Origin of the sequence: Sphingomonas sp. GM_Shp_1, assembly GCF_026540895.1 — a bacterium.
Taxonomy (GTDB): Bacteria; Pseudomonadota; Alphaproteobacteria; order Sphingomonadales; family Sphingomonadaceae; genus Sphingomonas.
On record NZ_JALNUR010000030.1, the window covers coordinates 1 to 25431 of the forward strand.

31 protein-coding genes are annotated in these 25431 nt (G+C 66.5%); 19 read left to right on the forward strand and 12 right to left on the reverse strand.

Translation table 11 applies throughout. The annotated features are described in order from the left end of the window. Positions 1-60: 60 nt before the first annotated feature. Complete coding sequence (locus OXQ33_RS13700) at positions 61-780, reverse strand: murein L,D-transpeptidase catalytic domain family protein (protein ID WP_267435255.1); 720 nt, start codon at positions 778-780, stop codon at positions 61-63. Between the two features lie 197 nt (positions 781-977). Here OXQ33_RS13700 and OXQ33_RS13705 point away from each other — a divergent pair, with 197 nt between their 5' ends. Further along, the gene (locus OXQ33_RS13705; RefSeq protein WP_267435256.1) at positions 978-1580 is read left to right on the forward strand and encodes a L,D-transpeptidase family protein; all 603 of its coding nucleotides are present in this window, start codon (positions 978-980) and stop codon (positions 1578-1580) included. 108 nt (positions 1581-1688) lie between these two features. On the opposite strand, the gene OXQ33_RS13710 is transcribed toward OXQ33_RS13705, so the two are convergent. Both OXQ33_RS13710 and ykgO read right to left on the reverse strand, forming a co-directional pair. Next, on the reverse strand, positions 1689-2348 hold the full coding sequence (locus OXQ33_RS13710) for an HAD family phosphatase (RefSeq protein WP_267435257.1): 660 nt from the start codon (positions 2346-2348) through the stop codon (positions 1689-1691). A 9-nt stretch (positions 2349-2357) separates the two neighbouring features. After that, positions 2358-2483: a type B 50S ribosomal protein L36 gene (gene ykgO, locus OXQ33_RS13715; RefSeq protein ID WP_003046794.1), complete on the reverse strand. Its 126-nt coding sequence runs from the start codon at positions 2481-2483 to the stop codon at positions 2358-2360. A gap of 202 nt (positions 2484-2685) precedes the next feature. On the opposite strand from ykgO, the gene OXQ33_RS13720 reads away from it, so the two are divergent. Both OXQ33_RS13720 and OXQ33_RS13725 read left to right on the forward strand, forming a co-directional pair. Further along, positions 2686-3303 (forward strand): DUF4136 domain-containing protein, encoded by a 618-nt coding sequence (locus OXQ33_RS13720; RefSeq protein ID WP_267435258.1) that lies wholly within the window; start codon positions 2686-2688, stop codon positions 3301-3303. Positions 3304-3307: 4 nt separating this feature from the next. Continuing rightward, positions 3308-4414, forward strand: coding sequence for a M14-type cytosolic carboxypeptidase (locus tag OXQ33_RS13725; RefSeq protein ID WP_267435259.1), 1107 nt, complete (start codon positions 3308-3310; stop codon positions 4412-4414). A gap of 145 nt (positions 4415-4559) precedes the next feature. Here the strand turns inward: OXQ33_RS13725 and OXQ33_RS13730 are convergent, their stop codons facing one another. Genes OXQ33_RS13730 through OXQ33_RS13740 form a run of 3 tightly spaced genes read right to left on the reverse strand, consistent with a single transcriptional unit; the run spans position 4560 to position 7063 of the window. After that, the gene (locus tag OXQ33_RS13730) at positions 4560-5945 is read right to left on the reverse strand and encodes a phosphomannomutase/phosphoglucomutase (RefSeq protein ID WP_267435260.1); all 1386 of its coding nucleotides are present in this window, start codon (positions 5943-5945) and stop codon (positions 4560-4562) included. After that, positions 5938-6207 (reverse strand): DnaJ domain-containing protein, encoded by a 270-nt coding sequence (locus OXQ33_RS13735; protein ID WP_267435261.1) that lies wholly within the window; start codon positions 6205-6207, stop codon positions 5938-5940. Before OXQ33_RS13735 ends, OXQ33_RS13730 begins: the two co-directional genes overlap by 8 nt. Positions 6208-6229: 22 nt before the next feature. Next, positions 6230-7063 (reverse strand): division plane positioning ATPase MipZ, encoded by an 834-nt coding sequence (locus tag OXQ33_RS13740; protein WP_267435262.1) that lies wholly within the window; start codon positions 7061-7063, stop codon positions 6230-6232. Between the two features lie 75 nt (positions 7064-7138). Between OXQ33_RS13740 and panC the strand changes: the two genes are divergently transcribed. Further along, positions 7139-7981 (forward strand): pantoate--beta-alanine ligase, encoded by an 843-nt coding sequence (gene panC / locus OXQ33_RS13745; protein ID WP_267435263.1) that lies wholly within the window; start codon positions 7139-7141, stop codon positions 7979-7981. A gap of 67 nt (positions 7982-8048) precedes the next feature. Further along, positions 8049-8354, forward strand: coding sequence for a hypothetical protein (locus OXQ33_RS13750; protein WP_267435264.1), 306 nt, complete (start codon positions 8049-8051; stop codon positions 8352-8354). Positions 8355-8401: 47 nt separating this feature from the next. Here the strand turns inward: OXQ33_RS13750 and topA are convergent, their stop codons facing one another. Beyond that, on the reverse strand, positions 8402-11002 hold the full coding sequence (gene topA, locus OXQ33_RS13755; protein WP_267435265.1) for a type I DNA topoisomerase: 2601 nt from the start codon (positions 11000-11002) through the stop codon (positions 8402-8404). A 155-nt stretch (positions 11003-11157) separates the two neighbouring features. Here topA and OXQ33_RS13760 point away from each other — a divergent pair, with 155 nt between their 5' ends. Further along, positions 11158-11682 carry a hypothetical protein gene (locus OXQ33_RS13760; RefSeq protein ID WP_267435266.1) on the forward strand — a complete coding sequence of 175 codons (525 nt, stop codon included), beginning with the start codon at positions 11158-11160 and terminating at the stop codon, positions 11680-11682. Positions 11683-11705: 23 nt separating this feature from the next. On the opposite strand, the gene OXQ33_RS13765 is transcribed toward OXQ33_RS13760, so the two are convergent. The 3 genes from OXQ33_RS13765 to plsY form a co-directional block, all read right to left on the reverse strand. Continuing rightward, positions 11706-11870 carry a hypothetical protein gene (locus tag OXQ33_RS13765; protein WP_267435267.1) on the reverse strand — a complete coding sequence of 55 codons (165 nt, stop codon included), beginning with the start codon at positions 11868-11870 and terminating at the stop codon, positions 11706-11708. A 339-nt stretch (positions 11871-12209) separates the two neighbouring features. Beyond that, complete coding sequence (gene dprA, locus OXQ33_RS13770) at positions 12210-13289, reverse strand: DNA-processing protein DprA (RefSeq protein ID WP_267435268.1); 1080 nt, start codon at positions 13287-13289, stop codon at positions 12210-12212. Next, positions 13286-13891 (reverse strand): glycerol-3-phosphate 1-O-acyltransferase PlsY, encoded by a 606-nt coding sequence (gene plsY, locus OXQ33_RS13775; RefSeq protein WP_267435269.1) that lies wholly within the window; start codon positions 13889-13891, stop codon positions 13286-13288. Before plsY ends, dprA begins: the two co-directional genes overlap by 4 nt. 103 nt (positions 13892-13994) lie before the next feature. On the opposite strand from plsY, the gene murI reads away from it, so the two are divergent. Together murI and hemA are read left to right on the forward strand one after the other, a co-directional pair. Then, positions 13995-14792, forward strand: coding sequence for a glutamate racemase (murI, locus tag OXQ33_RS13780; protein ID WP_267435270.1), 798 nt, complete (start codon positions 13995-13997; stop codon positions 14790-14792). A 266-nt stretch (positions 14793-15058) separates the two neighbouring features. Next, on the forward strand, positions 15059-16300 hold the full coding sequence (hemA, locus tag OXQ33_RS13785; protein WP_276040229.1) for a 5-aminolevulinate synthase: 1242 nt from the start codon (positions 15059-15061) through the stop codon (positions 16298-16300). Positions 16301-16441: 141 nt separating this feature from the next. Here the strand turns inward: hemA and OXQ33_RS13790 are convergent, their stop codons facing one another. Next, complete coding sequence (locus tag OXQ33_RS13790; protein ID WP_267435272.1) at positions 16442-16903, reverse strand: hypothetical protein; 462 nt, start codon at positions 16901-16903, stop codon at positions 16442-16444. A gap of 118 nt (positions 16904-17021) precedes the next feature. Here OXQ33_RS13790 and rpiB point away from each other — a divergent pair, with 118 nt between their 5' ends. The 6 genes from rpiB (at position 17022) to OXQ33_RS13820 (ending at position 20697) form a co-directional block, all read left to right on the forward strand. Next, positions 17022-17468, forward strand: a complete 447-nt coding sequence (gene rpiB, locus OXQ33_RS13795) for a ribose 5-phosphate isomerase B (protein ID WP_267435273.1) — start codon at positions 17022-17024, stop codon at positions 17466-17468. Positions 17469-17504: 36 nt separating this feature from the next. Continuing rightward, positions 17505-18803: a serine hydroxymethyltransferase gene (glyA, locus tag OXQ33_RS13800; protein WP_267435274.1), complete on the forward strand. Its 1299-nt coding sequence runs from the start codon at positions 17505-17507 to the stop codon at positions 18801-18803. Between the two features lie 12 nt (positions 18804-18815). Beyond that, positions 18816-19007 (forward strand): hypothetical protein, encoded by a 192-nt coding sequence (locus OXQ33_RS13805; protein WP_267435275.1) that lies wholly within the window; start codon positions 18816-18818, stop codon positions 19005-19007. Next, positions 19008-19475, forward strand: a complete 468-nt coding sequence (gene nrdR, locus OXQ33_RS13810) for a transcriptional regulator NrdR (RefSeq protein ID WP_058716666.1) — start codon at positions 19008-19010, stop codon at positions 19473-19475. 173 nt (positions 19476-19648) lie between these two features. After that, a complete protein-coding gene (locus tag OXQ33_RS13815) occupies positions 19649-19969 on the forward strand; it encodes a GIY-YIG nuclease family protein (protein ID WP_267435277.1) in 321 nt (106 codons plus the stop codon). Continuing rightward, the gene (locus OXQ33_RS13820; protein WP_346015355.1) at positions 19966-20697 is read left to right on the forward strand and encodes an RNA methyltransferase; all 732 of its coding nucleotides are present in this window, start codon (positions 19966-19968) and stop codon (positions 20695-20697) included. The genes OXQ33_RS13815 and OXQ33_RS13820 overlap by 4 nt, the downstream gene beginning before the upstream one ends. Positions 20698-20839: 142 nt before the next feature. Here OXQ33_RS13820 and OXQ33_RS13825 read toward each other — a convergent pair whose 3' ends face one another. Continuing rightward, complete coding sequence (locus OXQ33_RS13825; RefSeq protein ID WP_267435279.1) at positions 20840-21148, reverse strand: chorismate mutase; 309 nt, start codon at positions 21146-21148, stop codon at positions 20840-20842. Between the two features lie 106 nt (positions 21149-21254). On the opposite strand from OXQ33_RS13825, the gene OXQ33_RS13830 reads away from it, so the two are divergent. The 5 genes from OXQ33_RS13830 (at position 21255) to OXQ33_RS13850 (ending at position 25428) form a co-directional block, all read left to right on the forward strand. Further along, positions 21255-21497 carry a hypothetical protein gene (locus OXQ33_RS13830; RefSeq protein ID WP_267435280.1) on the forward strand — a complete coding sequence of 81 codons (243 nt, stop codon included), beginning with the start codon at positions 21255-21257 and terminating at the stop codon, positions 21495-21497. A 171-nt stretch (positions 21498-21668) separates the two neighbouring features. Then, positions 21669-22283: a 30S ribosomal protein S4 gene (rpsD, locus tag OXQ33_RS13835; RefSeq protein WP_267435281.1), complete on the forward strand. Its 615-nt coding sequence runs from the start codon at positions 21669-21671 to the stop codon at positions 22281-22283. A gap of 122 nt (positions 22284-22405) precedes the next feature. Further along, on the forward strand, positions 22406-22777 hold the full coding sequence (locus OXQ33_RS13840; RefSeq protein WP_267435282.1) for a hypothetical protein: 372 nt from the start codon (positions 22406-22408) through the stop codon (positions 22775-22777). Positions 22778-22804: 27 nt separating this feature from the next. Then, positions 22805-23716: a signal peptidase I gene (gene lepB, locus OXQ33_RS13845; protein WP_267435283.1), complete on the forward strand. Its 912-nt coding sequence runs from the start codon at positions 22805-22807 to the stop codon at positions 23714-23716. Between the two features lie 80 nt (positions 23717-23796). Continuing rightward, positions 23797-25428 (forward strand): M28 family peptidase, encoded by a 1632-nt coding sequence (locus OXQ33_RS13850; RefSeq protein ID WP_267435284.1) that lies wholly within the window; start codon positions 23797-23799, stop codon positions 25426-25428. Positions 25429-25431: the final 3 nt, after the last annotated feature.

Below are 25431 nucleotides of genomic sequence, written 5' to 3' on the forward strand. Positions count from 1 at the left end.
CTCCACCACGCCCTGAAGGGCGCGGTCCCCCTCCCCAAGCGGAGCTTGGGGAGGATTGGATCACACCTTGGCGGCGTAGATCATCCGGCCCGGGCCGAGATTGGCGAACACCCGGTCCAGATCGCTTTCGCCGACCGCGAAGCAACCCTGGCTGCGGCCGAGCATGCCGTGGGTCTTGATCATGTCGCGATTGGCGTACCAGGCCGAATGCACCACGATCGCGCGACCCAGCGCGTTGTCGTTGGTCGGGTCCAGCCCGATCAGACGCTGCGACCGGCCATGCTTGCCGACATAATAATCGTCGGTCAGGAAGGCGCCCTCGCTGCTGGCGTTCGAGTTGAACGCATTGGAAAAGCGCTGAAGATAGCCGCTGTGCGAAGGGTCCGACCCGCTGCCGTGCGAGACGAGCAGCGAGGTGCTCTTGCCGCTGACCAGGTCGACCAGATGGAGCCTGGGTTCGGACGAGCCGACCGCGAAATCGACGATCGCCATCCGGTCGCGCTGGCGCACCCGCGAGCCATGCTGTTGCAGCGAGGCCATCGCGGCCCGCAGCAGCGCCGGACGCACCACCCGCGACGAGGCGAGGATCGGTTGCGCCGGAATGGGCGAGGGCATCGTCGGATGGCTGGGCAGCGGCGGCTGGCGAACGGGCCGCAAATCACCGGCCGTCAGCCGTTCGCGAGCACCTGCCGCCCCCGGAACCGCGAGCGCACCGGCCAAGACCAGCGCGTTCTTCAGCAGCGCGCGCCGACCCGGCGCAGCGTCCAGATTTTCGAACATTATGATCCTTCAAACCCCAGAAATCCCGCGACTCCGATGTAGCAGAGAAGGGGCGGTTTTTCTGCCCATCCCGCCTCGGTTGATCGCTTGGTTCCATCGATTCGGCGAAAGTTCCGCCCCAGCGCAAAAAATTTCGCTCGGCACAAATTGTCTATTGACGGGTTTAAGAAATTATGAACTCGCCAAGGAAAAGGGATATGAAGGCTCTCGTTCTTGCCGCCCTGCTCGGCGCCACGACGCTGGGTTTCGCCGTGCCCGCCATCGCCGAAGAGGGGCCGGGCACCGTCACGGTCGCCCAGGCCGCCGCCGCGCTGGCCCCCAACCGATTCGTCTGGACCGATCCGCAGATGACGGCGGTCGACCCGGTCGCGCAGCCGGTGACGGTCGTGGTCAGCCTGCCGATGCAGCGTGCCTATGTCTATCGTGGCGACGCGATGATCGCCGCCGCCTCGGTATCGACGGGCAAGGACGGCAAGGACACGCCGACCGGCGTCTTCCCGATCCTGCAGAAGCGCGAGATGCATCGCAGCAATCTCTATAACGACGCCCCCATGCCGTTCATGCAGCGGCTGACCTGGGACGGCGTCGCGCTCCATGCGGGCAACAATCCCGGCTTCCCGGATTCGCATGGCTGCATCCGCTTGCCCACCGCCTTCGCCAAGAAGCTGTTCGCGGTCACCTCGGTCGGCACGACGGTGATCGTCACCGATCAGATGGTCGGGGATCATTTCGATCCGGCACTGCTGGAAACCGAGACGATGCAGGCGAATCAGACGCAGATGGCGTCGTTGGAGGGATGAGGGTTGGGCGTGGCCTTTGACCAAGCTCAGGCTGAACGAATGTTGGAATAGTATCCGCTTCCGCCGTTCGCGCTGAGCGGAGTCGAAGCGCATGGGATGACGCCCGGCCTAGGCAACCAATCCCAGCGCCCGCAACCGAGGTCGCAACGTTGCCTCATCGGTGAAGTGCAGCGCATGTATTCCCATCGCCGCCGCCGCGTCGATATTGGCGCGATTGTCGTCGATGAACACCGCCTCATGTGGCTCGAGCCCGAAACGGGCGAGCGCGAGGGCGTAGATGGCGGGGTCGGGTTTCACCAGCTTCTCGGTTCCCGACACCACGATATCGCGGAACCGGTCGAACAGCGCCGCTTCGCGCGCGCGGAAGGGCGGCCAGAATTCATGGCTGAAGTTCGTGATCGCGAACAGGGGCACGCCCGCCGAATCGAGTTCGGCGACCAGTTCGTGCATCCCCGGAATCGGATCGCCGATGCTGTCGTTGAACCGCGGACCCCAGGCGGCGATGAGATCGCGATGCTGCGGGTACAGCGCGATCAGCTCCGCCGAGGTGTCGGCGAAGTCGCGTCCCGCATCATGCTGGAAATGCCATTCGGTCGTGACGACATCGCGCAGAAACGCATCGAGCGCCCGATCGTCCGCGATCAGGCGCCGATACAGGATCCGGGGATCCCAGTCGTAAAGGACGCGACCGACGTCGAAGATGACGGCGGTCGGCCGATCGGCACGCAGTCCGGGCAGGGTGCCCGTCCCGTTCGAATCGATCGGCATCAGGGCTGATTAGCCCTGGCGCGCCTTGAAACGACGGTTGGTCTTGTTGATGACATAGGTGCGGCCGCGACGGCGGATCACGCGGTTGTCCCGGTGACGATCCTTGAGCGACTTCAGGGAATTGCGGATCTTCATGATCGATTCGCTTCTTTTGAATTGGAGGGTGATCTGGAAAGCGTCGCCGCCTAGTGACAAAGGGCCGCCAAGTCAAGGTTGGGGCAGGACCGGCCGGGGGATGACAGGCGCGTCACGATCCACACAGGCTCTTCCGCCGCCGGATCAACCCCCATATGTCATGCGTTGCCCATCCGTAACATCCTCCAAGGTGCTCCTGTCCATGAAAGCCCGTTCGCTCCTGATCCTCGCGGCCGCCGCCGGAACGCTGGCCGCCTGTTCCACCACGGGCGGACGCCTGCCGCCGACCGAGGTGATTCGCTATCATCTGGGCGAGCCGATCGCGCGCGGCACGATCCGGGTCGAGCCGCTGTCCAACACCGGCCCCGCCAGCATCGAGTTCAAGACCTATGCCGCCGCGGTGGAAACCGCGCTTCTGCGCAACGGCTATTCGGTGGCGCAGGGCGATGCGCAGCCCGACTTCATCGCGACCGTCGCCTTCACCCGCGCCAACCGGCTGGGCCCGCCGCGCCCCTCGCCCTTCTCGATCGGTCTGGGGGGCGGCAGCTTCTCGGGCGGTCGCGGCGGCGGTGTCGGCCTGGGCGGCGGCCTGAGCTTCCCGATCGGCAAGAGCCGTCCGCAGGAGATCATCGGCACCGAACTGTCGGTCCAGATCAAGCGCCGCGTCGACCAGTCGCCCATCTGGGAAGGCAGCGCCCGCAACATCGCGCCGGTCGAGGCGCTGGCGCGGGTCGATGCCCAGGCGCAGGCGGCGAAGCTGGCCGATGCGCTGTTCACCAAATTCCCGGGCGAGTCGGGTCGCACGGTCGAGGTGAAGTAAGGGCATGACGCTGACCATCAATGCCGCATTCGACGGCGGCAATATCCGCGTCGTGGGCGTCGAGGGCGACCGGGTCGATCTGGAGATCGTCGCCGACACGGATTCGGACTTCTATCAGTGGTTCTATTTCCGCGTCGGCGGGGCGAAGGGGCGGACGCTCACCTTCCGCATCCTGAACGGTGCGGGGTCGGCCTTTCCGCAAGGCTGGCCCGGCTACCACGTCCGCGCCTCCACCGATCGGCGGGATTGGCGGATGACGCCGACGACCTATGCCGATGGCGTGATCGAGTGGCAGTGGACGGGCGAGACCGATCTCGCCTGGTTCGCCTATTTCGAGCCCTATACGATGGAGCGGCACCACGACCTGGTCGCGCGGATCGCGGCCAGGGGCGTCCATCATGAGGAAATCGGCCAGAGCCTGGACGGTCAGCCGATCGATTATTTCCGAATCGGTACCGGCCCCAAGCAGGTATGGCTCTATGCCCGCCAGCATCCCGGCGAATCGATGGCCGAATGGTGGATGGAAGGCGCGCTCGATTGGCTGACGGGCCCGGCGGCAGCGAAGCTGCTGGCGGCGGCGACCGTGCATGTCGTGCCCAATATGAACCCGGACGGCACGCGGCGCGGGCATCTGCGCACCAATGCGGCGGGGGTGAATCTCAACCGCGAATGGCATGACCCGACGCCCGAGCGCAGCCCCGAAGTGTTGTGCGTGCGCAACCTTATGGACCGGACCGGCGTCGACTTCGCGATCGACGTGCACGGGGACGAGGCGATCCCGGCGAACTTCATCGCGGGGTTCGAGGGCATTCCCAGTTGGACCGAGGAACATGGCGCCAAATTCTATGAATATGGCCGCCGCCTGGCCGGGCATACGCCCGACTTCCAGACCCAGATGGGCTATGAAAAGGCGAGCGCGGGTCGTGCCAATCTTGCCATGTCGACCAACCAGGTCGCCGAGCGCTTCGGCGCGGTGTCGGTGACGCTGGAAATGCCGTTCAAGGACCATGATCCCAACCCGGACGCCGTCCATGGCTGGTCGGGCGAGCGTTCGGCCAAACTGGGCGTGTCGTGCCTGGAGGTGCTGTCCGGGATGATCGCGGAGATTTGACGCGTGGGGGCGGGGGCCTTGGTCCCCGTCCATCGGGATTCCCTTGGCCTTCGACTGCGCTCAGGCTGAACGGAGTGAGGGAATTCCAGCCAAGCAACCCAACCTCCGTTCAGCCTGAGCGCAGTCGAAGGCCAAGGGTCAACCGCTACCGCCGAACCCCCTGTGCCGACAAATGCCGGTCCAGATCCGCCAGCACCCGCGCCAGCCCGTCCGCATCCCCCGCCTCGGCGCGCACGGTCAGCGCCGCCTGGGTATTGGACGCGCGCAACAGCCACCAGCCATCCGCCGTCCGCACCCGGACGCCGTCGGTGGCGTTGACCTCCGCCCCTTCGGCCTTCAGCGCTTCGGCGACCCGCTCGACCATGGCGAACTTGTCCGCCTCCGCCACGCCGATACGCGTTTCCGGAATATCGACCATGGCGGGCATCGCCCCGCGCAATTCGGTCATCGATCTGCCCGCCAGATGGGCGGCGCGGATCAGGCGGATCGCGGCGTAATGCGCATCGTCGAAGCCGTACCATTCGCCCGCAAAGAACATATGCCCCGACATCTCGCCGCCCAGCGGAGCGCCGGTTTCGACCATTTTGGACTTCATCAGGCTGTGGCCGGTCTTCCACATCACCGGCTGTCCACCCAGCGCCGCGATATGGTCGAACAGCGCCTGGCTGGCCTTCACGTCCGCGACGATCGGGGCGCCGGGATGCTCGGCCAGGGCGGGGCCGGCGAGCAGCATCAGTATCTGGTCGCCCCAGATCACCCGCCCCCGACCATCGACCGCGCCGATCCGGTCGCCATCGCCGTCGAAAGCGAATCCGAAATCGAGCCGCTTCTCGGCGACCAGCGCCTTCAGCGCCTCTAAATTGGCCTCGACCGTCGGATCGGGGTGATGATGCGGGAAATGACCGTCCACATCGGTGAACAGCGTGTGATGCTCACCCGGCAGGCGCTGGACCAGCTTTTCCACGACCGGGCCCGCCGCGCCGCTGCCGCAGTCCCAGCCGATGCGATATTCGCCGCCCGCATAGCCCGCCATCAGCCGGTCGACATAGGCGTCGAGAATGTCGCGATCCTCGACCACGCCCGCCCCTTGCGTCCAGTCGCGCGCGGTGGCCATGCGGGCCAGGTCCTGCACGTCCTCGCCGAAAAAGGGGCGATGGCGAAGGACCATCTTGAAGCCATTGTCGTCGCGGGGATTATGGCTGCCCGTTACCTGTACGGCGCCGTCCACCCCTAGGGTCGCCTCGGCGAAATAGACCATCGGCGTGGGACCCAGGCCCAGCCGGACGACGTCGACGCCGCTGTCGGTCAGTCCCTCGATCAGCGCGGCCTCCAGCGCGGGCGAACTCAATCGCCCGTCGCGTCCCACCGCGACGCGGGTGCCGCCCGCCCGCCGCACCCGCGTCGCGAAGCCGCGTCCGACCGCATAGGCCGCGCCTTCGTCCAGCGTCTCGGGCACGGTGCCGCGCACATCATATTCGCGGCAGGCACTGGGGTGGATCGCGGCGACCCGTTCGGCCCCCCGATCACCCATCGCGGCGGTCCAGCAACAGGTCGCGCGCCGCATTCACCCGTCGCGTCAGATCGGCCGAGCCGCCGCGATCGGGATGGACCTGCGCCACCAGCCGCCGATGCGCCTGGCGGATCGCATCGGCATCGGCGTGCGGCGGCAGGTCGAGGATCGCCAGCGCCTCCGCCTCGTCACGCGGCAGGCGGGGCCTGGGGGCGGACTTGGAAGGGCGCGGCATGTAGCGCCACACCAGCCAGATCACCGCCAGCGCGATCAGCCATTTCACGCGCCGAGCATCCGCCGCGCCGTCATGCCGCCGGGCTGGCGGCGGCGGCGGCCTTCGCGTCCGGCGTTCCCTCTTCCGCCCAGGCTTCGGGCAGTTGCAGTGCCGCCATCATCTCGCGCAATTCCTGCCGCGCGGCGACATGGCCCAGCCCCATCGCGCCGAATTCCTTGGCGTCGATCATGGTCAGGCCGTTGGGGAACATCTCGCGATAGATGACGCGCTCGCCCAGCCCGGGGATCACCCGGAAGCCGACCCGCCGCGACAACTGGACCAGCGCGTCGGACACGCGGCGCATGTTGCGCGCCTCGATATGCTGAAGCCGGTTGCGCAGCACGACCCAGTCGATGGTGGTGCCGTCTGCCCGCGCCCGCTGCTTGCGCGCATCCCAGATCAATTCGGAATAGAAGCTGGGGCGGGTGACCTGGAACGTCTCCGGGTCCACCTGGCCGATCAGGTCGAAATCGACGAAGCTGTCGTTCATCGGCGTGACCAGCGTGTTCGACAGCGCCGCCGCGGTGCGCGCGAAATGGTCGTCGCGGCCGGGCGTGTCGACGATCAGGAAGTCGGCGTCCTGAGAGAGAGAGAACCAGAGCTCCTCGAATCCCTCCTCGGTCTGGCTGCTGTGCGTCGCATGGACCGGCATGGGCAGGGCATGGCCGGTGCGCCGAATCGTCTCTGCCCGATTGTCGAGATATCGGCCAACGGTCCGCTGCCTGTGATCCAGATCAAGGCACGCCACGCGCGCGCCCTTCGCGGCCAGAGCGATGGCCACGTGAACCGCCGTCGTCGATTTGCCAGTGCCACCCTTTTCATTGGCAAACACGATCACATGGGTTGAAGATAGCCGTTCCGGCAACTCGTCGCTTCCTTATTGATCCCCGTTGCCACCCTTCATAGAAGCCCTGGGCCTGGGGAACGAGGGGTAAAATCAGTGCAAGTCATTCGGGATCGCGAAGCCTTGGTCGCGGCGCTCGCCGCCATGCGGGCCGAAGGCGCGCGTTTGGCGCTGGTGCCCACCATGGGCGCGCTCCATGCTGGTCATATCGCGTTGATCGAGGCGGCGAAGCGGCCGGGGACCAAGGTCGTCGCGTCGATCTTCGTGAACCCGAAGCAGTTCGGCGCGGGCGAGGATCTGGGCCGCTATCCCCGGCGCGAAGCGTCCGACCTGCGCATGCTGAACGAGGCGGGATGCGACCTGGTCTGGATGCCCAGCGTCGAGATCATGTACCCGGAGGGGCATGCGACCAATATCCGCGTCGCGGGCGTCAGCGAGGGCTTTGACGGCGAATCGCGCCCTGGCCATTTCGACGGAGTCGCCACCGTCGTCGCCAAGCTGTTCAACCAGGTCGGCCCCGATGCCGCTTATTTCGGCGAGAAGGATTTCCAGCAGCTGGCGGTGATCCGTCGCATGGTCGCCGATCTGGACTTTCCGATCGAGGTGGTGGGCGTGCCGACCCAGCGCGACGATGACGGCCTCGCCCTGTCGTCGCGCAACATCTATCTGGACGAGGAAGAGCGGGCCAAGGCCGTCGCGCTGCCCCGCGCCTTGGGCGTCGCGGCCCGCGCGATCGGGCGGGGGGAGGATGTCGCCACCGTTCTGGCCGATGCGCGCGCCACGCTGACCGCCGCCGGGTTCGAGGTGGATTATGTCGCGCTGGCCGATGCCGAGACCCTGGTCCCCGATCCCGCCGCCGACCGCCCACGTCGCCTGCTGGCCGCCGCCCGCATGGGGTCGGCCAGACTGATCGACAATATCGCGATCTCGGATGGTTAACCAATTTGTGACCGTTTTGGCCATAGACTGACCCTCGGACACAGGATGTCCGGCAAAAGGGTGGGACATGGCCAATAGCAGCAAGTCCGCGCATTTCCTGATGGAAAGCCGGTATGCCGATCGGGTCGCGAGCGATGACGGCGCGACCCTGTACGATCTGGGGGTCGCCTATTCGACCGGGTCGGGCGGTACGGGCATCGACCTGGTCGAGGCGCACAAATGGTTCAATCTGGCGGCGGTCGCGGGCTTCCTGCCCGGGCAGGTCGCACGCGCGGAAATCGCCGGCGACATGACGGCGCGCGAGATCGCCGAAGCGCAGCGTCAGGCCCGCGCCTTTCTTCAGGGCGGCACGCAGCAGATGCGCGCGGCCTGACCCCTCTCACGACTGCGCGTTGACTGCCCCGGTTGGGAAGGCCGGGATCAGCCTTCGCCCGCCGTCGCCTTGGCCGCCGTCTTTTTCGAGGCCGCCTTCTTCGCCGGAGCCTTTTTGGCCGGCGTCTTCTTGTCCGCCGATGCCTTGGCAGGTGCCTTCTTGGCTGCGGCCTTCTTCGCCGGCTTCTTGCGTGCCGGAGCCGCCGCCGCCCGCGCGTCGATCAGTTGCGCGGCCTCTTCCAGCGTCAGTCGATCCTTGTCGACCGTCTTGGGGATGGTCGCATTCGTCTCGCCATCGGTGACGTAAGGGCCATAGCGCCCCTCCATCAGCTTGATCTCCGCCTCGGTGCGCGGATGCTTGCCCAGCACCTTGAGCGGTTCGCGCGACGCGGTCGTGCGCGCCCCGCGCCCGCCGCCCGCCGCCGCCTCGGCCAGCTTGACGACCGCTGCGTTCATGCCCGTTTCGAACACTTCCGACGTGGACGTCAGCCGCGCATATTTACCGTTATGCGCCAGATAGGGACCATAGCGCCCGATCGACGCGGTGATCGGCTCGCCCGTCTCCGGATGATTGCCGATGGTGCGCGGCAGGCTGAGCAGCTTGAGTGCCCATTCCAGGTCGAGATCGACATCCTTGGGGATGGAGGCGCGCTTGGCGTCCTTGCCCTCGCCCAATTGGATATAGGGGCCGAAACGCCCCGACTTGCGCTCGACGGGCAGGCCGGTTTCCGGGTCCTGGCCCAGCGTTTCGGGGCCGCTATCCTCGCCCGCACCCTCGCCGCCCTGGGCGAAGCGGCGGGTATATTTGCACTCCGGATAGTTGGAGCAGGCGATGAACGCGCCGAATCGGCCGCCGCGCAGCGCCAGCTTGCCCTCGCCGCAGTTCGGGCAGAGACGCGGGTCCGACCCGTCCGCCTTTTCGGGGAACAGGTAAGGCGCCAGGAATTGATCCAGTTCGGCGGTGATCGCCGAGGGCTGCTGCTCCATCACTTCGGACGTGCGCGGCTTGAAGTCGCGCCAGAAGGCGTCGAGCACCGCCTGCCACTGGGCGCGGCCGCCGGACACGTCGTCCAGCTCCTCTTCCAACTCGGCGGTATAGTCATAGCCGACATATTTCTCGAAGAAGCGCTCCAGGAACGCCGTCACCAGCCGCCCGCTCTCCTCGGCGAAGAAGCGGTTCTTCTCGACGCGGACATAGGCACGGTCCTTCAGCGTCTTGATGATCGAGGCATAGGTGGACGGACGCCCGATGCCGAGTTCCTCCATCCGCTTGACCAGCGACGCCTCGGAGAAGCGCGGCGGCGGCTGGGTAAAGTGCTGTTCGGCCTTCACTTCCTTCTTGGCGGGGGCATCGCCCTCGCGCAGGCGGGGGAGGCGGCGCGCCTCTTCGTCCTGGCTGTCGTCCTGGCCTTCCTCATAGAGCGCCAGATAGCCGGGGAAGAGCACCACCTGGCCGGTCGCACGCAGGACGTGGCGACCGGTGCCGTCGGCCATGTCGATGGTGGTGCGTTCCATCCGCGCCGAGGCCATTTGCGACGCCAGTGCACGCTTCCAGATCAGGTCATAGAGGCGGCCATGATCGCCCGAGCCCGCCCGGTCGCGGGAAAAGTCGGTGGGGCGGATCGCTTCGTGCGCTTCCTGGGCGTTCTTCGCCTTGGACTGGTACATGCGCGGCTTGTCGGGGACGTAAGACGCGTCATAGCGCTCGGCCACCGCCTTGCGCGCCGCCGAGATGGCCGACCCGTCCATCTGGACGCCATCGGTACGCATATAGGTGATCGCGCCGTCCTCATAGAGCTGCTGCGCGATCCGCATCGTGTGATCGGCCGAGAAGCCCAGCTTGCGTGCGGCCTCCTGTTGCAGCGTGGAGGTGGTGAAGGGCGGCGGCGGGTTGCGCGTCGCGGGCTTGGTCTCGACCGACTGGACCTGGAAACGGCCCGCCTCGACATCCGCCTTGGCGCGGGTCGCGTCGCCTTCGTTGCCGATCGACAGGCGGTCGAGCTTCTTGCCCTCCCACTGGACCAGGCGCGCGACGAAGGGCGTGCCGTCCTGCTCCATATCGGCCGTCACCGACCAATATTCCTGCGGGCGGAATGCCTCGATCTCGCGCTCGCGGCTGACGATCAGGCGCAGCGCCACCGACTGGACGCGGCCCGCCGACTTGGCACCGGGCAGCTTGCGCCACAGTACCGGGGACAGGGTGAAGCCCACCAGATAGTCGAGCGCACGCCGCGCCCGGTAGGCGTCGATCAGGTCGGTATCCAGCTCACGCGGATTCTGCATCGCGTGGAGGATGGCGGGCTTGGTGATCGCGTTGAACGTCACCCGCTCGACCTTGTCGGGCAGCGCCTTGCGGTTCTTCAGCACCTCCTGAACGTGCCAGGAAATCGCCTCGCCTTCGCGATCAGGGTCGGTCGCCAGGATCAGGCGGTCGGCCTTCTTGGCCTCGTCGGCGATCGCCTTCAACTGGCGCGCCTTGTCCGCGTAGTTTTCCCACTCCATCGCGAAATTCTGGTCGGGGTCGACCGATCCGTCCTTGGGCGGCAGGTCGCGGACGTGACCATAGCTTGCCAGGACGCGGTAGTCCGAACCCAGATATTTCTCGATGGTCTTCGCCTTGGCGGGCGATTCGACGATGACAAGCTGCATGAGTGGTAAGCTTAAGTCCCTTACGTGTGTACGCGAGGATGGGGAGGGGGCGGGGGGCCGTCAAGCGGGTGGCCGCCACGTCCATCATGTCGCCTTGCGGGCGTCATGATGCAAGGGCACATAGGCTGGGGACCGTTGGGGGAAGGGGAAGTGCCGTGTTGATCCTGGGATTGCTGCTCGGCCTGGCGGATGCCGCGCCGGTCGCCGAACATATCGCTCCGCCGCCCGCGCCCGATTTCGTGCTGGGCTTTGCCGGGCGGGGTCCCGCGCCGATCCGCGAATATGTGCCGCGCGGCGAGACGGTCGAGCGCTGGACCCGGATGGTGACGATCCTGCAACTGGGATGGAAGCCGGGCATGGGGCCGCGCCGTTATGCCGGGATCTGGGCTCAGTCGATGCAGCGCGGCTGTCCTGGTGCGGTGGTCGGCGAGGCGCGCGATACCCCGCTGGCCGGGCATGAATCGGTGACGTTGCGCGTCACCTGTCCGCGCAACCCGCAGACGGGGCTGGCGGAACTGGTCGTCGGGCGCTTTGTGACCGGTGGGGAGCAAATGCATAACATCCAGGCCGCGATTCGCGGCCCTGCGACGCCGCAGGCCGAGGCTTGGGCCGAAGGGCTGGTGGCGGCGGCGACGCTGTGTGCGACGGGTGATACGACGGCGCTCTGCCGGGCGGAGTGATCGGCCTCAGGGATGGGTGCGGATCAGGCGGTGGACCGTCTGGTCCCGGTATCGCCGAGATACCGTCCACTCGGCCGGTCCAGCACCGCGAACAGGCCGTGGCCGAACATCGACCAGTACCCGATATAGCGCAGCAGCCGCATCCAGGCTTCCTCGCCCGTCATGGGCTTGCCGGCGTGACGAACCACGATCGGATCGGAGACCATCGCGGCAAAGGCGTCGAAATCCGCGACGTATTAGGGCCGATCGACATTCAGATATGCCCTTCTTTCCCCTCGCCCCTCATAGAGGGGAGAGGGTTGCGCAGACTTAGGCTTTGCACAGCAAAGGCTTAGTCGGAGCTGGGTGAGGGGTGCTGCGCTCGAAGAGCGCGCGCGCCTGCGGCTCGCTCAACCCCTCACCCAAGCTGCGCTAGCCAGCAGGCTGGCAAGCTCCGCTAACCCTCTCCCCTATCCAAGGGAGAGGGAAGAAGCAGTAACATGAGTGTCGAGCTGGCCTCGGGACGCAGGTCAGGCGGTTGGTGTGGATCATGCCAGCGCCACCCGGCCCCCGGCATGGCGCTCCAGCCGCCCGGCGAGTTCCAGTTCCAGGAGGATCGTCTGGACGATCGCCGGGGGCCGCCCGCTCTGGCGGATGAGTTCGTCGACGCTCACCGCCACCGGGCCGAGCAGGTCGGTCACGCGGGCACGATCGGCATCGCTCGCCTCCTGAGGAAGCGGCGGCGTATAGATGCTGCCCGGCGCGCGGACCATGCGCGGGTCGATCGGGCGGATCTGCTCCAATATGTCCCCCGCCGACTGGATCAGCGTCGCGCCCTCGCGGATCAGCATATTGCATCCCTGCGCACGCGGGTCCGCCGGGTGACCGGGCACCGCCATCACCTCACGCCCCGCCTCGCCCGCGAGCCGTGCGGTGATGAGCGAGCCGGAACGCGGCGCGGCCTCGACCACCACCGTGCCTTGGGCGAGCCCGGCGATGATGCGGTTGCGCGAGGGGAAATGGCGGGCGAGCGGCTGCGTCCCCGGCGGCTGTTCGGCGATCAGCAGGCCGCGCGTCGCCACCTCCTCCTGCAACCGTGCGTTTTCGGGCGGGAAGGCGATGTCGATGCCGCTGGCGATGACGCCGATCGTCCCGCCCTCCAGCGCGCCGATATGCGCCGCCGTGTCGATCCCGCGCGCTAGGCCCGACGTGACGGGGACGCGGTGCGAGGCGAGGTCGTGCGCCAATCCGCGCGCGAAGCGGCAGGACGCGGCGGAGGCGTTGCGAGCGCCGACCAGCGCCACTCCGCCGCGCTGCGCCAGCCCCATGTCGCCGCGCACGATCAGCGCGGGCGGGGCGGTATCCAGTTCCGCCAGCAAAGTGGGATAATCGGCCTCGCCCAACAGCACATGCCGCGCGCCGAGCCGTCCGACCGCCTCGACCTCCCGGGCGATCAGCGCCGGATCGGCGGCCTTGGGAGCCTCGCCGCCGCCACGCCGAGCAAGACCGGGCAGCGCCTCCAGCGCCGCCGCCGCATCGCCGAAGCGTGCCATCAATTGCCGCCAGGTGACGGGCCCGATGCCATGCGTCCGCAACAGCCGAAGCTGCGCGAACCGGGCGTCGCTCACGGTTTCTTGCGACCGATGCGCGGCTCGGTCCCGGCGAGCAACCGCTCGATATTGGCGCCATGCTTCCAGATGACGATCAGCGCCAGCGCGATCAGCAGGAGGACCAGGTCGAACCGCCCCATCACCGCCGCGGCGAGCGGCGCGCTGATCGCCGCCGCCATCCCCGCCACTGCCGAGATGCGGATGGTGGCGAGCAGCCCCAGCCACACCACCGCATAGACGACCCCCAGCGGCCAGTAGAGCGCGGTGACGACGCCCATCAGCGTGGCGACACCCTTGCCGCCCCGGAATTTCAGCCAGATCGGATAGCAATGGCCGATGAACGCCGCCGCCGCCGCCAGCACTTCCTCACCGGGCAGCCAGTGGCGGACGATCAGCACGGCGGCGACGCCCTTCAACAGGTCCAAGATCAGGGTCGCGGCAGCGAGTCCCTTGCGGCCCGTGCGCAACACGTTGGTTGCGCCGATATTGCCCGAACCGATGCTGCGAAGGTCGCCAGCGCCCGTCGCCTGCGTCAGGATGATGCCGAAGGGAATCGATCCCAGCAGATAGCCGATCAGCAAGGCCCAGGTCGGCGGCCCCCAGATGATTTCGGTCGGCAATAGTCTTCCCCTGTGCTCCGGGACAGACATAGAACATCGGCCATCGCCTGTCCAATCCGGCGACGCGCTGGTTTCGCTCGGCCAAGCCGCTTACAAGGCCGCGATGAGCGACGCGCGACCCATTTTGTTCTTCGATTCCGGCGTCGGCGGACTGTCGATCGCGGGCCCTGCACGCGCGGCGTTGCCGACCGCGCCCTTCGTCTATGTCGCCGATAGCGCGGGCTTCCCCTATGGCGAGAAGAGCGAGGCGGAGATTGCGGGCCGCGTCCCCGCGCTGCTCGGGCGGCTGGCGGAGCGGTATCGACCGCGATTGATCGTCATCGCATGCAACACCGCCTCGACCATTGCGCTGCCCGCCGTGCGCGCCGCGCTCGACTTGGCCGTCGTCGGCACGGTGCCCGCGATCAAGCCCGCGGCGGCGATGAGCGAGACGAGGGTCATCGGTGTGCTCGGCACCCGCGCGACGGTGCGGCAGGCCTATGTCGACGATCTCGCGGCACGGTTCGCGGGCGATTGCCGGGTGATCCGGCATGGCTCGGCGGAGCTGGTCGAACTGGCTGAGGCGAAGCTGCGCGGCGAACCGTTGTCGCCCGAGTCCTTCGTGGCGGTGCTGGACGGGCTATTCGGGCAGGAGGGGGGCGAGGCCATCGACGTGATCGTCAATGCCTGCACCCATTTCCCGCTGGTCGAGGCGGAACTGGCGGCAGCTTCGCCCCGGCCGGTGCGCTTCGTCGATGGCGGACCGGGAATCGCCCGGCGCATCGCGTTCCTGACCGAAGGGCAGGGCTGGCCCGACTCGCCCGGCGAGGGGGTGGCGGTGTTCACGCATCTGGGCGAGCGCGAGGCCGCGTTGCGACCGGGGCTGGCGGCGCGGGGCTTCACGCGGATCGAGGCGCTGTAAGCAGCCCTCTCAAGCCCCGCCCATGAACCGCCACCTCCGTTCAGGCTGAGCGAAGTCGAAGTCCAAGGGAAAGCCTTGCCGCAAATTCATCCCATACACTTGGACTTCGCTCAGTGCCAACGGAGGCGAGGCAGGGCGCGGAACGTTGCGAACCATCCGCATCAGGAACCCTTCCATCCGTGGGACAATATGTCCACCATGATCGATCACAGTCAGTGCCGTTATCGACTCGCATCGTCGGGCGCATCCGCCTACATTGCGATCCCATGAGCATCGAGGGCACGGACGCGCGCGTGGATTATTCCCGCGTCTTCACCCAGGCGATCGACCGCCTGCACGCCGAGGGACGTTACCGCGTCTTCATCGACATCCTGCGCAACAAGGGCATGTTCCCCAATGCGCGCTGCTTCGCCGGACATAACGGGCCGAAGCCGATCACCGTCTGGTGTTCCAACGACTATCTGGCGATGGGACAGCATCCGAAGGTCATCGCCGCGATGGAGGAAGCGCTGCATGACGTCGGTGCGGGCTCGGGCGGCACCCGCAATATCGGCGGCAACACGCATTATCATGTCGATCTGGAGGGCGAACTCGCCGACCTGCACGGCAAGGAAGCGGCGTTGCTGTTCACCAGCGGCTATGTCTCCAACGAGGCGACGCTGGCGACGCTCGCCAAGATCCTGCCGGGCTGCGTGATCTTCTCCGACGAACTGAATCACGCCTCGATGATCGCGGGCATCCGCAATTCGGGTTGCGAGAAGCAGGTCTTCCGTCACAACGACCTTGCCCACCTTGAGGAATTGCTGGCGGCGGCGGACCCGAGCGTCCCGAAGCTGATCGCGTTCGAGAGCGTTTATTCGATGGAGGGCGACATCGCCCCGATCGCGGCGATCTGCGATCTCGCCGACAAGTATAACGCGCTGACCTATCTGGACGAAGTGCACGCGGTCGGCATGTACGGCGCGCGCGGCGGCGGCATTTCGGAGCGCGACGGCGTCGCCCACCGGTTGACCGTGATCGAGGGGACGCTGGGCAAGGCGTTCGGGGTGATGGGCGGCTATATCGCGGCCGACCGGATGATCGTCGACGTGATCCGCTCCTATGCGCCGGGGTTCATCTTCACGACCTCGCTGTCGCCGGTGCTGGTCGCGGGCGTGCTGGCGAGCGTGCGCCATCTGAAGCAAAGCTCGGTCGAGCGCGAGGGGCAGCAGGCCGCCGCCGCCCAGCTGAAGGCGATGATGCGCGAGGCGGGGCTGCCCGTCATGCTGGGCGAGACGCATATCGTACCGGTGATGGTCGGTGACCCGGTCAAGGCCAAGAAGATCAGCGACATCCTGCTCGCCGAGTATGGCGTGTACGTGCAGCCGATCAACTATCCGACCGTCCCACGCGGCACCGAACGCCTGCGCTTCACGCCCGGTCCCGCGCATGACGAGGCGATGATGGCGGAACTGGTCGCGGCGCTGGTCGAGATTTGGGAGCGACTTGAGCTGAGGATGGCGGCGTAAGTCCGGTTACTCCTCCCCGGTACGGGGAGGTGGCAGGCCGCCGACCTGACGGAGGGGGGATCCACAAGGGGCGTCCTGTGTGGCGCTCCCCCTCCACCATGCTTCGCATGGTCCCCCTCCCCGTGCCGGGGAGGAATGGGCTTATTTCTTACAATACCCCTCGCCGGTCTTCACCGTCAGGCACTGTGTCTTACCGGCCAGATATTTCAGCCCCGTCGCATCGCCGTTCGTGGGGCGCAGCGTCTCGCGCACGCCGTTGCGCTCGAACACGATGGTGTCGCCCACCGCATCGCCCTTGAACTCGCCCTTATGGTCGAGGTCCCATTGCATCTCCAGGCGATAGCGGCCCGGCGTGGCGGCGTGCTTCACGTCCAGGACCATGCCCTCCACCCCGATCCAGCGACCGACATAGTCCGGCGCCTTGGCCTTGGGCACGCCGCTGAAGGTCGATCCGTCACCCGCCGGTCCCGCCGTGGCGGTCGCGCTGGGCCCGCCGACCGAGGCGGCGGTGGTGTTGTTCACCACCTCCGGCGTTTCGCGCGAGCAGGCGGTCAGCCCGGTCGACATGGTGGCAAGGGCGGCGAGAATGAGATGGCGCTTCATAGGGCGCAGAACCGTTCGACGCATGCTCACGTTCCCTCGCCCAAGGGGTAGCCATTCGTCCCGTGCGCGCGTAAAGGCGCACCCATTCCATTCCCACCCTGCCAGGAGCGCCCGTCCCATGCGCATCGCGATCGCATCCGATCATGCCGCCGTCTCGTTGAAGACCGTGCTGGCGGACTGGCTGCGCGCCGAGGGGCATGACGTGCTCGACTTGGGCACCGACGGCACGGCCAGCGTCGACTATCCCGATTTCGGCCGCGCGGTCGGCGACGCGCTGGCCGATGGTCGCGCCGAGCGCGGCGTGGCCTTGTGCGGCTCGGGCATCGGCATCTCGATTGCCGCCAACCGTAACCCTGCCTGCCGCTGTGCGCTGGTGTCCGAGCCGCTGTCCGCCGCGCTCGCCCGCCAGCATAACGACGCCAACGCCATCGCCATGGGCGCGCGCGTCATCGGCGAGGAAATGGCCAAGGCCTGCCTCCAGGCCTTTCTGTCCACCCCGTTCGAGGGCGGACGTCATCAGCGTCGCGTCGACATGCTGTCCACCGCCGCGCTTGCCCAGAATTGAACGCACCCGAATTGAACGCCCGAGGATACGCACCCCATGAGCACGCTTAACGACGTCCAGCCCGCCGGTTTCTTCACCCGTACCCTCGCCGATGCCGACCCCGCCGTCTTCGCCGGTGTGTCGCACGAGCTGGACCGCGAGCAGACTCAGATCGAGCTGATCGCCAGCGAGAACATCGTCTCCAAGGCGGTGATGGAGGCGCAGGGCTCGGTCTTCACCAACAAATATGCCGAGGGTTATCCGGGCAAGCGCTATTACCAGGGCTGCGCGCCGTCGGACGAGGTCGAGCAACTCGCCATCGACCGCGCCAAGCAGATTTTCGGCTGCGGCTTCGTCAACGTCCAGCCGCATTCGGGCGCGCAGGCGAACGGCGCGGTGATGCTGGCGCTGGCCAAGCCCGGCGACACGATCATGGGCCTGTCGCTCGATGCGGGCGGCCACCTGACCCACGGCGCCAAGGCGGCGCTGTCGGGCAAGTGGTTCAACGCGGTCCAGTACGGCGTCGACGCCGAGACGCACCTGATCGACTATGACGAGGTCGCCCGCATCGCGCGCGAGTGCCAGCCCAAGATCATCATCGCGGGTGGCTCCGCCTATCCGCGCGTCATCGACTTCGCCAAGTTCCGCGCCATCGCGGACGAGGTCGGCGCCTATTTCATGGTCGACATGGCGCATTTCGCGGGCATCGTCGCGGGCGGCCTGCACCCGACCCCGTTCGGCCACGCCCATGTCGTGACCACCACCACCCACAAGACGCTGCGGGGGCCCCGTGGCGGCATGATCATGACCGATGACGAAGCCATCGCGAAGAAGATCAACTCGGCGGTCTTCCCCGGCCTTCAGGGCGGCCCCCTGATGCACGTCATCGCCGCCAAGGCGGTCGCGTTCGGCGAGGCGCTCCAGCCCGATTTCAAGACCTATATCGCGGCGGTGGTCGAGAATGCCCGTATGCTGGCGGCGACGCTGAAGGCGCGTGGCGCGAACCTAGTCGCGGGCGGCACCGACACGCATCTGGCGCTGGTCGACCTGACCCCGCTGGGCATCACCGGCCGCGACGCCGACGAGGCGCTGGAGCGGGCGGGCATCACCTGTAACAAGAACGGCATTCCCAACGATCCGCTGCCCCCGATGAAGACGAGCGGCATCCGCGTCGGCTCGCCCGCCGGGACCACGCGCGGCTTCGGCGTCGCGGAGTTCGAGCAGATCGGCCATATGGTCGCCGATGTGCTCGACGGTCTGAAGGCCAAGGGCGAGCATGGGGACCCCGAGGTCGAGGCGAACGTTCGTGCCCGTGTGCGTGAGCTTTGCGCACGCTTTCCGATCTATCAGGGATAAGGACGTATTCGCATGGCCAAGTTCGACCAGAAATTCTCCGAGGTGCAGAGCGACATCAAGTCGACCCCCGGCCTCGGCAAGAGCATGGCGAAATGGGGCGCGCTGGGCGCGGTCGTCGCGATCCCGGTGCCGTTCGTCGGCCCGATCTTCGGCGCGGCGGCGGGTGCCGGCTATGCCTATCTCAAGGCCAAGAAGAAGATCTGAATGCGCTGCCCCTTTTGTGGCCATGAAGACAGTCAGGTAAAGGACAGCCGCCCCACCGAAGACGGGGCGGCCATCCGCCGCCGCCGCCAGTGCGAAGGCTGCGGCGCGCGCTTCACCACGTTCGAGCGTATCCAGCTGCGCGAGCTGTTCGTGCTGAAGAGCGAGGATCGGCGCGAGCCGTTCGATCGCGAGAAACTGCTTCGCTCCATCGCCATCGCCACGCGCAAGCGCCCGATTGACCCGGTGCGGGTGGAGAAGCTCGTCTCGGGCATCCAGCGGCAATTGGAGACGAGCGGCGAGGGCGAGGTTTCGTCCAAGCGGATTGGCGAGATGGTGATGGAGGGGCTGAAGGGACTCGACTCGGTCGCCTATATCCGGTTCGCCAGCGTGTATCGCGAGTTCGGGGAGGCCAAGGATTTCGAGGCGTTCGCCGGGACGGTGGAAGAGGTGGCTCCCAAGGGGGAGTGAGTTGGTGAGGTCCGGGCGTGGGCTTCGACTTCGCTCAGCCTGAACGGCTGTTTGTGTAAGCCACTATTCCCCACCTCCGTTCAGGCTGAGCGAAGTCGAAGCCCAAGGGAGGCCCTTGCCCAGTAGGCCCTTCGCGATACCATCGCCGAGTCATTAGCCGGGGGCGAAGCGAGATGGCCTTTTACTGCTACATCCTGCTCTGCTCCGACGGCAGCTATTACACCGGCCACACCGACAATCTCGAACTCCGCATCGGCCAGCACCAATCGGGCGAACTCCCAGGCTACACCCAGACCCGCCGCCCGGTCACACTGGGCTGGTCCCAGGATTTCCCTTCTCGGCACGAAGCCCTGACCGCCGAACGCCAGATTAAGGGCTGGTCCCGCGCCAAGAAAGCCGCCCTGATCGCAACCGACTGGACGGCGCTGAAAGAAGCCGCGATACCGCGCGCGGAACGTGCCCTTCGACTTCGCTCAGGGCGAACGAGAGAGTGACCGTGAACAAGTCCCAACCCCCCGTCATCGTCCTGGTCCGCCCGCAGCTCGGCGAGAATATCGGCAAGGCGGCGCGCGCCATGCTCAATTTCGGGCTGGTCGAGATGCGCCTCGTCACCCCGCGCGATGGCTGGCCCAATCCGCAGGCGGGGCCCGCCGCGTCGGGTGCTGACGTGGTGCTGGAACAGGCCAAGGTGTATGAAAGCGTCGCCGACGCGGTCGCCGATTGCTCTCAGGTCTATGCCACCACGGTGCGCAAGCGTGGTGTGACCAAGCCGGTCGTGACCCCGGAAGAGGCCGCGCGCGAAATCCATGCCGATGCGACCGGCCGCGCCGCCTTCCTGTTCGGGCCGGAGCGTTCGGGCTTGGAGACCGACGATGTCGCGATCGCGCGCAAGATCGTGACGGTGCCGATCAACCCGGAATTCGGCAGCCTGAACCTCGCCCAGGCGGTGATCCTGATTGCCTATGAATGGTCCAAGGGCGTCGAACTGGCCCAGCCGCCCGAAGTCGCATTGCCGGAGGTCGCGCCGCAGGGCGAGCTGGACGGGATGATCGGCCAGTTGGAAGAGATGCTGGACGGCGCGGGCTATTTCTTCCCGGAGGATCGCACGCCCGCGACCAAGCGCACGCTGCGCACCCTGCTCACCAAGCCGGGCTGGTCGAGCCAGGAAATCCGCACGCTGCGCGGCGTGCTGTCGACGCTGGCGCGGCCCCGCCAGCGGTAAGGGGCGGACGTTCAGCCCAGTGGCCATCGCTCCGTTCGGGCTGAGCGTAGTCGAAGCCCACGCCGATCGGAGTGTTTGGCAGAGGGTTCCCCTTGGCCTTCGACTTCGCTCAGGCTGAACGGCGGTGGGATTAGGCGGGCGCTTACCCGCGCGTCCGGTCGAACGCCGCCAGTTCATAGGCGATCGATCCCTCGACCAGCGTTTCCCACATCTCCGCCACGACCGTCTCGGGCACGCCAAGTCGCTTCGCCTCGGCGCAGGCCTGGTCGATCACCTGGGTCTTGCGGTCCTCGTCGCGCACCCGGTCGCGGGTGGGTTTGATCCGCGCGGCGGCGTCCATATAGGCGAAGCGGCGGGCGAGCATCGCCACCAGCTCCCGGTCGAGCTGGTCGACGCCCGCACGGACCTCCGCCATGGTCGTGCAATCGGGTCCGGCGAATATCTGGGTCATGGGAACGGCTCTGCCGGGCGGCGTCCTTGCTGTCCAGCCCGGCTTGCGATGGGGCGACGGATCGCGTTAGCTTGCCGAACATGCTGTTCCGACGGGAGATAGGACGATGCTGACCGGTTTGCTGTTGCTGGCCCTGACGGGGCAGCTGGCCCAACCCCCGGCCCAAGCGACGCCTGTCGCGCCCAAGGCCAAGGAAAGGACGATCTGCCGCAGCGAGGGGACCACGGGGTCGCGGCTCGCCGGTCGTCGCGTCTGCCACACGCGCGAGGAGTGGGACATGATCGCCGCCAATGCGCGCAAGGATGTCGAGGATGCGGCCAGTCGCATGACCACCGCGCAGGGCAACTGATCCCCGCCGCGCCTGACCGCCTCGCTTGACTCCGGCGTGCCCCTCCGCTAGGCGCGCCGCTTCGCAATTGCCCCCGCATCCCGGTGAAGCGGTGGGCCTGCGCTTGTCCCACAAAGACTGGCATGGTGCGATACCGGGACCAACGTTGTTCGTAGTTGCTAAGGAATACACATGTCGAAGCGTCAGAGCGCGAAGTACAAGCTCGACCGCCGTATGGGCGAGAACATCTGGGGTCGCCCCAAGAGCCCGGTCAACAAGCGTGAATACGGCCCCGGCCAGCATGGCCAGCGTCGCAAGGGCAAGATGTCGGACTTCGGTCTGCAGCTGCGCGCCAAGCAGAAGCTGAAGGGCTATTATGGCGACGTGACCGAGAAGCAGTTCAAGGCCTGCTACCAGGAAGCCGCCCGCATGAAGGGCGACACCTCGCAGAACCTGATCGGCCTGCTCGAGCAGCGTCTGGACATGATCGTGTACCGCGCCAAGTTCGCGCCGACGATCTTCGCCGCGCGTCAGCTGGTCAGCCATGGCCACATCCGCGTCAACGGCGTGAAGTGCAACATCGCGTCGCGTCGCTGCTTCGTCGGCGACGAGATCTCGCTGGGCTCGAAGGCGACCGAAATGGCGCTGGTCATGGAAGCACAGCAGCTCGCCGAGCGTGAAGTGCCCGATTACGTCACCGCCGACGGCAACACCAAGGTCGCCCTGACCCGCGTGCCGACGCTGGACGAGGTGCCCTATCCGGTGAAGATGGAACCGAACCTGGTCGTCGAATTCTATTCGCGCTAAGTTTTCGGGTCTTACCGAATTACGGAAAGGGCGGTCCTTCGGGGCCGCCCTTTTTGTTTGCGATGCGCTTGCCGGATGGCGGGGGGCCGCTCATACTTTGCCCGTTCAAAGGCGGGAGGGTCATGATGCGCCTGGAATGGATTGCCGTCGTCGCGCTGCTGGGTGCAACCGGTGCCACGGCTCAGACGGCCGAACAGGGGCAATATGCCGCCCAGCTTCGGGCGATGTTCACGTCGGTCGCGGGTGGCACCTGTCCGGCCGATCTGATGGCCGATGGCCTGTTGAAGGCATGTCAGGAACAGCTACCCCAGATGGCATCCGGCCTGAAGGCCGCCGGGCCGATCAAGACGATCACCTTCCTGAAGACCGAGCTGGCGAACGGCGAGTGGTTCGAGCAATATCAGGTGACGTTCACCAACGGCGCGCCGTCCAAGTGGACGATCGGCGGCCTGCAGGACGGCAAGTTCAAGTCGGTCTATTCGCTGGGCGATTGAGGGGCGGCGAGAGATGGAAAAGGGCTGATGCTGGAAGGTGAAGGGCAAAGGACGGTGGCCGCACGTATCGGCGTGACCGCGCTCAACCTGCTATTCCCTGGGCTCGGACTGCTTCGGATCGGTTGTTGGAAAAGCGGTATATGTTTCGTTGCCGCGCCCTTCATACTGGTCGGACTCATCACATTCGGCTTGGGCTTTTGTCTGGTCAGCTATGCGGCGGTGTTGATTGCAGCGACTCTGGCCATCTCAGCCATTGCCGCGATCTTCATCGTGGCGATGGTGCTGACATGGCGACACGGCAAGATGCGGCGCCCTGCGCGCTGGTGGTCGCAATGGTATGTGATCGTCGCGCTGTGGCTAATCGCGGGCCTGTTGCTTAATCAGGCAGCCGATGTATCGCGCCGGATGTACAGGCTTTTCTATGCCCCATCCGGCAGCATGGCGCCGACCCTTTTGGAAGGCGACAAATTCGTCGTTGATACGGGCTGGCGCGGCCCCCTCGAACGCGGGATGCCGGTCCTGTTTCAGGGCGCGGGGTCAGCCCGCATCTATCGTATCGCGGCGGTTGCGGGTGATCGTATAGCGATTCGCAACGGGGTGCCGATCATCAACGGAGTGGCGGCGCAGTGGCAACCTCGCGGCATCCAGGCCAAGGATGGAGCAGATGACGGGCGTCTCTGGGCGGAGCGTCTGCCAGGCGAGGCCAAGTCCCACTTCATTTTGAAGAGCGAGCCGACGCCCTTTGACGATCTTTCGGAAATGGTCGTTCCCAAGGGCCATTTTTTCGTTCTGGGCGACAACCGGGATCGCTCCGCCGACAGTCGCGTCCCCGTCGAAGCTCTTGGCGTCGGCATGGTCCCCGAAAGCTCCGTCATCGGAAGACCGCGTTCCATCTACTGGAGCCAGACACATGACCGGATCGGTCGCCGTCTCGACTGACGGCCTGGTCGATGTCCGGCAAGCTTGCCCCGTGCCGTAGCACCGGGCACAAGGCCCCAAAACACAAGGGGAAAATCATCATGCGCCGTCTGGTCCTATTGTCCCTTCTGCTCTCGGGCGCCGCCATCGCGCAGGAGCGGCCCGCTATTTCCGTCGATACGCTGAAGACGGTCACCCAGACGCTGTCGTCGGACGAATATGAGGGCCGCGCGCCGACCACCCCGGCGGAGGACAAGACGGTCGCCTACATCATCGACCGCTTCCAGAAGGCGGGACTGAAGCCCGGCAACAAGGGCGGATGGACCCAGGATGTGCCGATGGTCGAGATCACCGCCACCGATGTCCAGCCCTTCACCGTCAAGGGCAAGGGCGCGCCGATCCCGCTCGCCTATCGCACCGATATGGTCGTCGGCACCTATCGCGTGACCCCGAAGATCGATGTGGCGAACAGCGAGATGGTCTTCGTCGGATACGGCATCACCGCGCCTGAAAAGGGCTGGGACGATTATGCTGGGGTCGATGTGCGCGGCAAGACGGTGGTCATCCTGATCAACGACGCCGACTGGCAGACCATGGGGCGCGACGGGCCGTTCGAGGGGCGGGCGATGACCTGGTATGGCCGCTGGCCGTACAAGTTCGAGAATGCCGCCAAGCACGGTGCCGCCGCCGCGCTGATCGTCCATCAGACCGAACCGGCGGCCTATCCCTGGGCGGTGGTGCAGTCGTCCTGGACCGGGCCGCAGCTCGAACTGGACGAGGCGGGCGATCATATGGACCAGAGCCAGGTCATCGGCTGGCTGCAGCAACCGGTGGCCGAGCGCATCCTGAAGGCGGCGGGCAAGGACCTCGCCACGCTGACCAAGGCGGCGCAGACCAAGGGATTCCGGGCGGTGCCGCTGGGCCTGACCCTGTCGGGCGGTTTCGCCAACACCATCCGGCGGCAGGCGTCGAAGAACGTGATCGGCGTGCTGCCCGGCACGACCGAGCCCGGTGATTATGTCCTCTATTCCGCGCATTGGGACCATCTTGGCCGCTGCGACGCGGTGGACGGCGACGATATCTGTAACGGTGCGCTCGACAATGCGACCGGCGTGGCGGGCCTGGTCGCGCTGGCCGAGGCGCAGGCCAAGGCGGGCCCGGCCAAGCGCTCGATCGCCTTTCTGGCGGTGACGGCGGAGGAAAGCGGGCTGCTCGGTTCGGGCTATTATGCGCAGCATCCGGTCTTCCCGCTCGCCCGCACGGTGGGGGGCGTGAACATGGACGGGCTGAACGTCACCGGCCGGTCGAAGGATTTCGTGCTGGTCGGCAAGGGCAAGTCGGAGATCGAGGATCTCGCCAAGGGGCTGGTCGGCGCGCAAGGCCGCTATATCGGCGAGGAAGCCAATCCGGAGCGGGGCAGCTATTACCGGTCCGACCATTTCTCCTTCGCCAAGCTGGGCGTACCGATGCTCGACGGCGGATCGGGGCAGGACAAGGTGATGGGCGGCGTCGCGGCGGGCAAGGCGGCGGCGGAGGACTATGTCGCCCACCGCTATCACAAGCCCGCCGATCAATATGATCCCAACTGGGATTGGTCGGGCGCAGTCGAGGATTTGACGGTCTATTATCAATTGGGCAGGACGCTGGCCGACCGGCCGGGCCTGTGGCCCAACTGGTATCCCACCGCCGAATTTCGCGGGATCCGCGATCAAAGCAGGAAGAATGCCCAGTGACGA

What these genes read in the sequence shown, in the direction of transcription:
- OXQ33_RS13700 (WP_267435255.1), bottom strand. Translation starts at nt 780, where the DNA reads ATGTTCGAAAATCTGGACGCTGCGCCGGGTCGGCGCGCGCTGCTGAAG.
- OXQ33_RS13705 (WP_267435256.1), top strand. Translation starts at nt 978, where the DNA reads ATGAAGGCTCTCGTTCTTGCCGCCCTGCTCGGCGCCACGACGCTGGGT.
- OXQ33_RS13710 (WP_267435257.1), bottom strand. Translation starts at nt 2,348, where the DNA reads ATGCCGATCGATTCGAACGGGACGGGCACCCTGCCCGGACTGCGTGCC.
- ykgO (WP_003046794.1), bottom strand. Translation starts at nt 2,483, where the DNA reads ATGAAGATCCGCAATTCCCTGAAGTCGCTCAAGGATCGTCACCGGGAC.
- OXQ33_RS13720 (WP_267435258.1), top strand. Translation starts at nt 2,686, where the DNA reads ATGAAAGCCCGTTCGCTCCTGATCCTCGCGGCCGCCGCCGGAACGCTG.
- OXQ33_RS13725 (WP_267435259.1), top strand. Translation starts at nt 3,308, where the DNA reads ATGACGCTGACCATCAATGCCGCATTCGACGGCGGCAATATCCGCGTC.
- OXQ33_RS13730 (WP_267435260.1), bottom strand. Translation starts at nt 5,945, where the DNA reads ATGGGTGATCGGGGGGCCGAACGGGTCGCCGCGATCCACCCCAGTGCC.
- OXQ33_RS13750 (WP_267435264.1), top strand. Translation starts at nt 8,049, where the DNA reads ATGGCCAATAGCAGCAAGTCCGCGCATTTCCTGATGGAAAGCCGGTAT.
- topA (WP_267435265.1), bottom strand. Translation starts at nt 11,002, where the DNA reads ATGCAGCTTGTCATCGTCGAATCGCCCGCCAAGGCGAAGACCATCGAG.
- murI (WP_267435270.1), top strand. Translation starts at nt 13,995, where the DNA reads ATGAGCGACGCGCGACCCATTTTGTTCTTCGATTCCGGCGTCGGCGGA.
- hemA (WP_276040229.1), top strand. Translation starts at nt 15,059, where the DNA reads ATGAGCATCGAGGGCACGGACGCGCGCGTGGATTATTCCCGCGTCTTC.
- OXQ33_RS13790 (WP_267435272.1), bottom strand. Translation starts at nt 16,903, where the DNA reads ATGAAGCGCCATCTCATTCTCGCCGCCCTTGCCACCATGTCGACCGGG.
- rpiB (WP_267435273.1), top strand. Translation starts at nt 17,022, where the DNA reads ATGCGCATCGCGATCGCATCCGATCATGCCGCCGTCTCGTTGAAGACC.
- glyA (WP_267435274.1), top strand. Translation starts at nt 17,505, where the DNA reads ATGAGCACGCTTAACGACGTCCAGCCCGCCGGTTTCTTCACCCGTACC.
- OXQ33_RS13805 (WP_267435275.1), top strand. Translation starts at nt 18,816, where the DNA reads ATGGCCAAGTTCGACCAGAAATTCTCCGAGGTGCAGAGCGACATCAAG.
- nrdR (WP_058716666.1), top strand. Translation starts at nt 19,008, where the DNA reads ATGCGCTGCCCCTTTTGTGGCCATGAAGACAGTCAGGTAAAGGACAGC.
- OXQ33_RS13815 (WP_267435277.1), top strand. Translation starts at nt 19,649, where the DNA reads ATGGCCTTTTACTGCTACATCCTGCTCTGCTCCGACGGCAGCTATTAC.
- OXQ33_RS13825 (WP_267435279.1), bottom strand. Translation starts at nt 21,148, where the DNA reads ATGACCCAGATATTCGCCGGACCCGATTGCACGACCATGGCGGAGGTC.
- OXQ33_RS13830 (WP_267435280.1), top strand. Translation starts at nt 21,255, where the DNA reads ATGCTGACCGGTTTGCTGTTGCTGGCCCTGACGGGGCAGCTGGCCCAA.
- rpsD (WP_267435281.1), top strand. Translation starts at nt 21,669, where the DNA reads ATGTCGAAGCGTCAGAGCGCGAAGTACAAGCTCGACCGCCGTATGGGC.
- OXQ33_RS13840 (WP_267435282.1), top strand. Translation starts at nt 22,406, where the DNA reads ATGATGCGCCTGGAATGGATTGCCGTCGTCGCGCTGCTGGGTGCAACC.
- lepB (WP_267435283.1), top strand. Translation starts at nt 22,805, where the DNA reads ATGCTGGAAGGTGAAGGGCAAAGGACGGTGGCCGCACGTATCGGCGTG.
- OXQ33_RS13850 (WP_267435284.1), top strand. Translation starts at nt 23,797, where the DNA reads ATGCGCCGTCTGGTCCTATTGTCCCTTCTGCTCTCGGGCGCCGCCATC.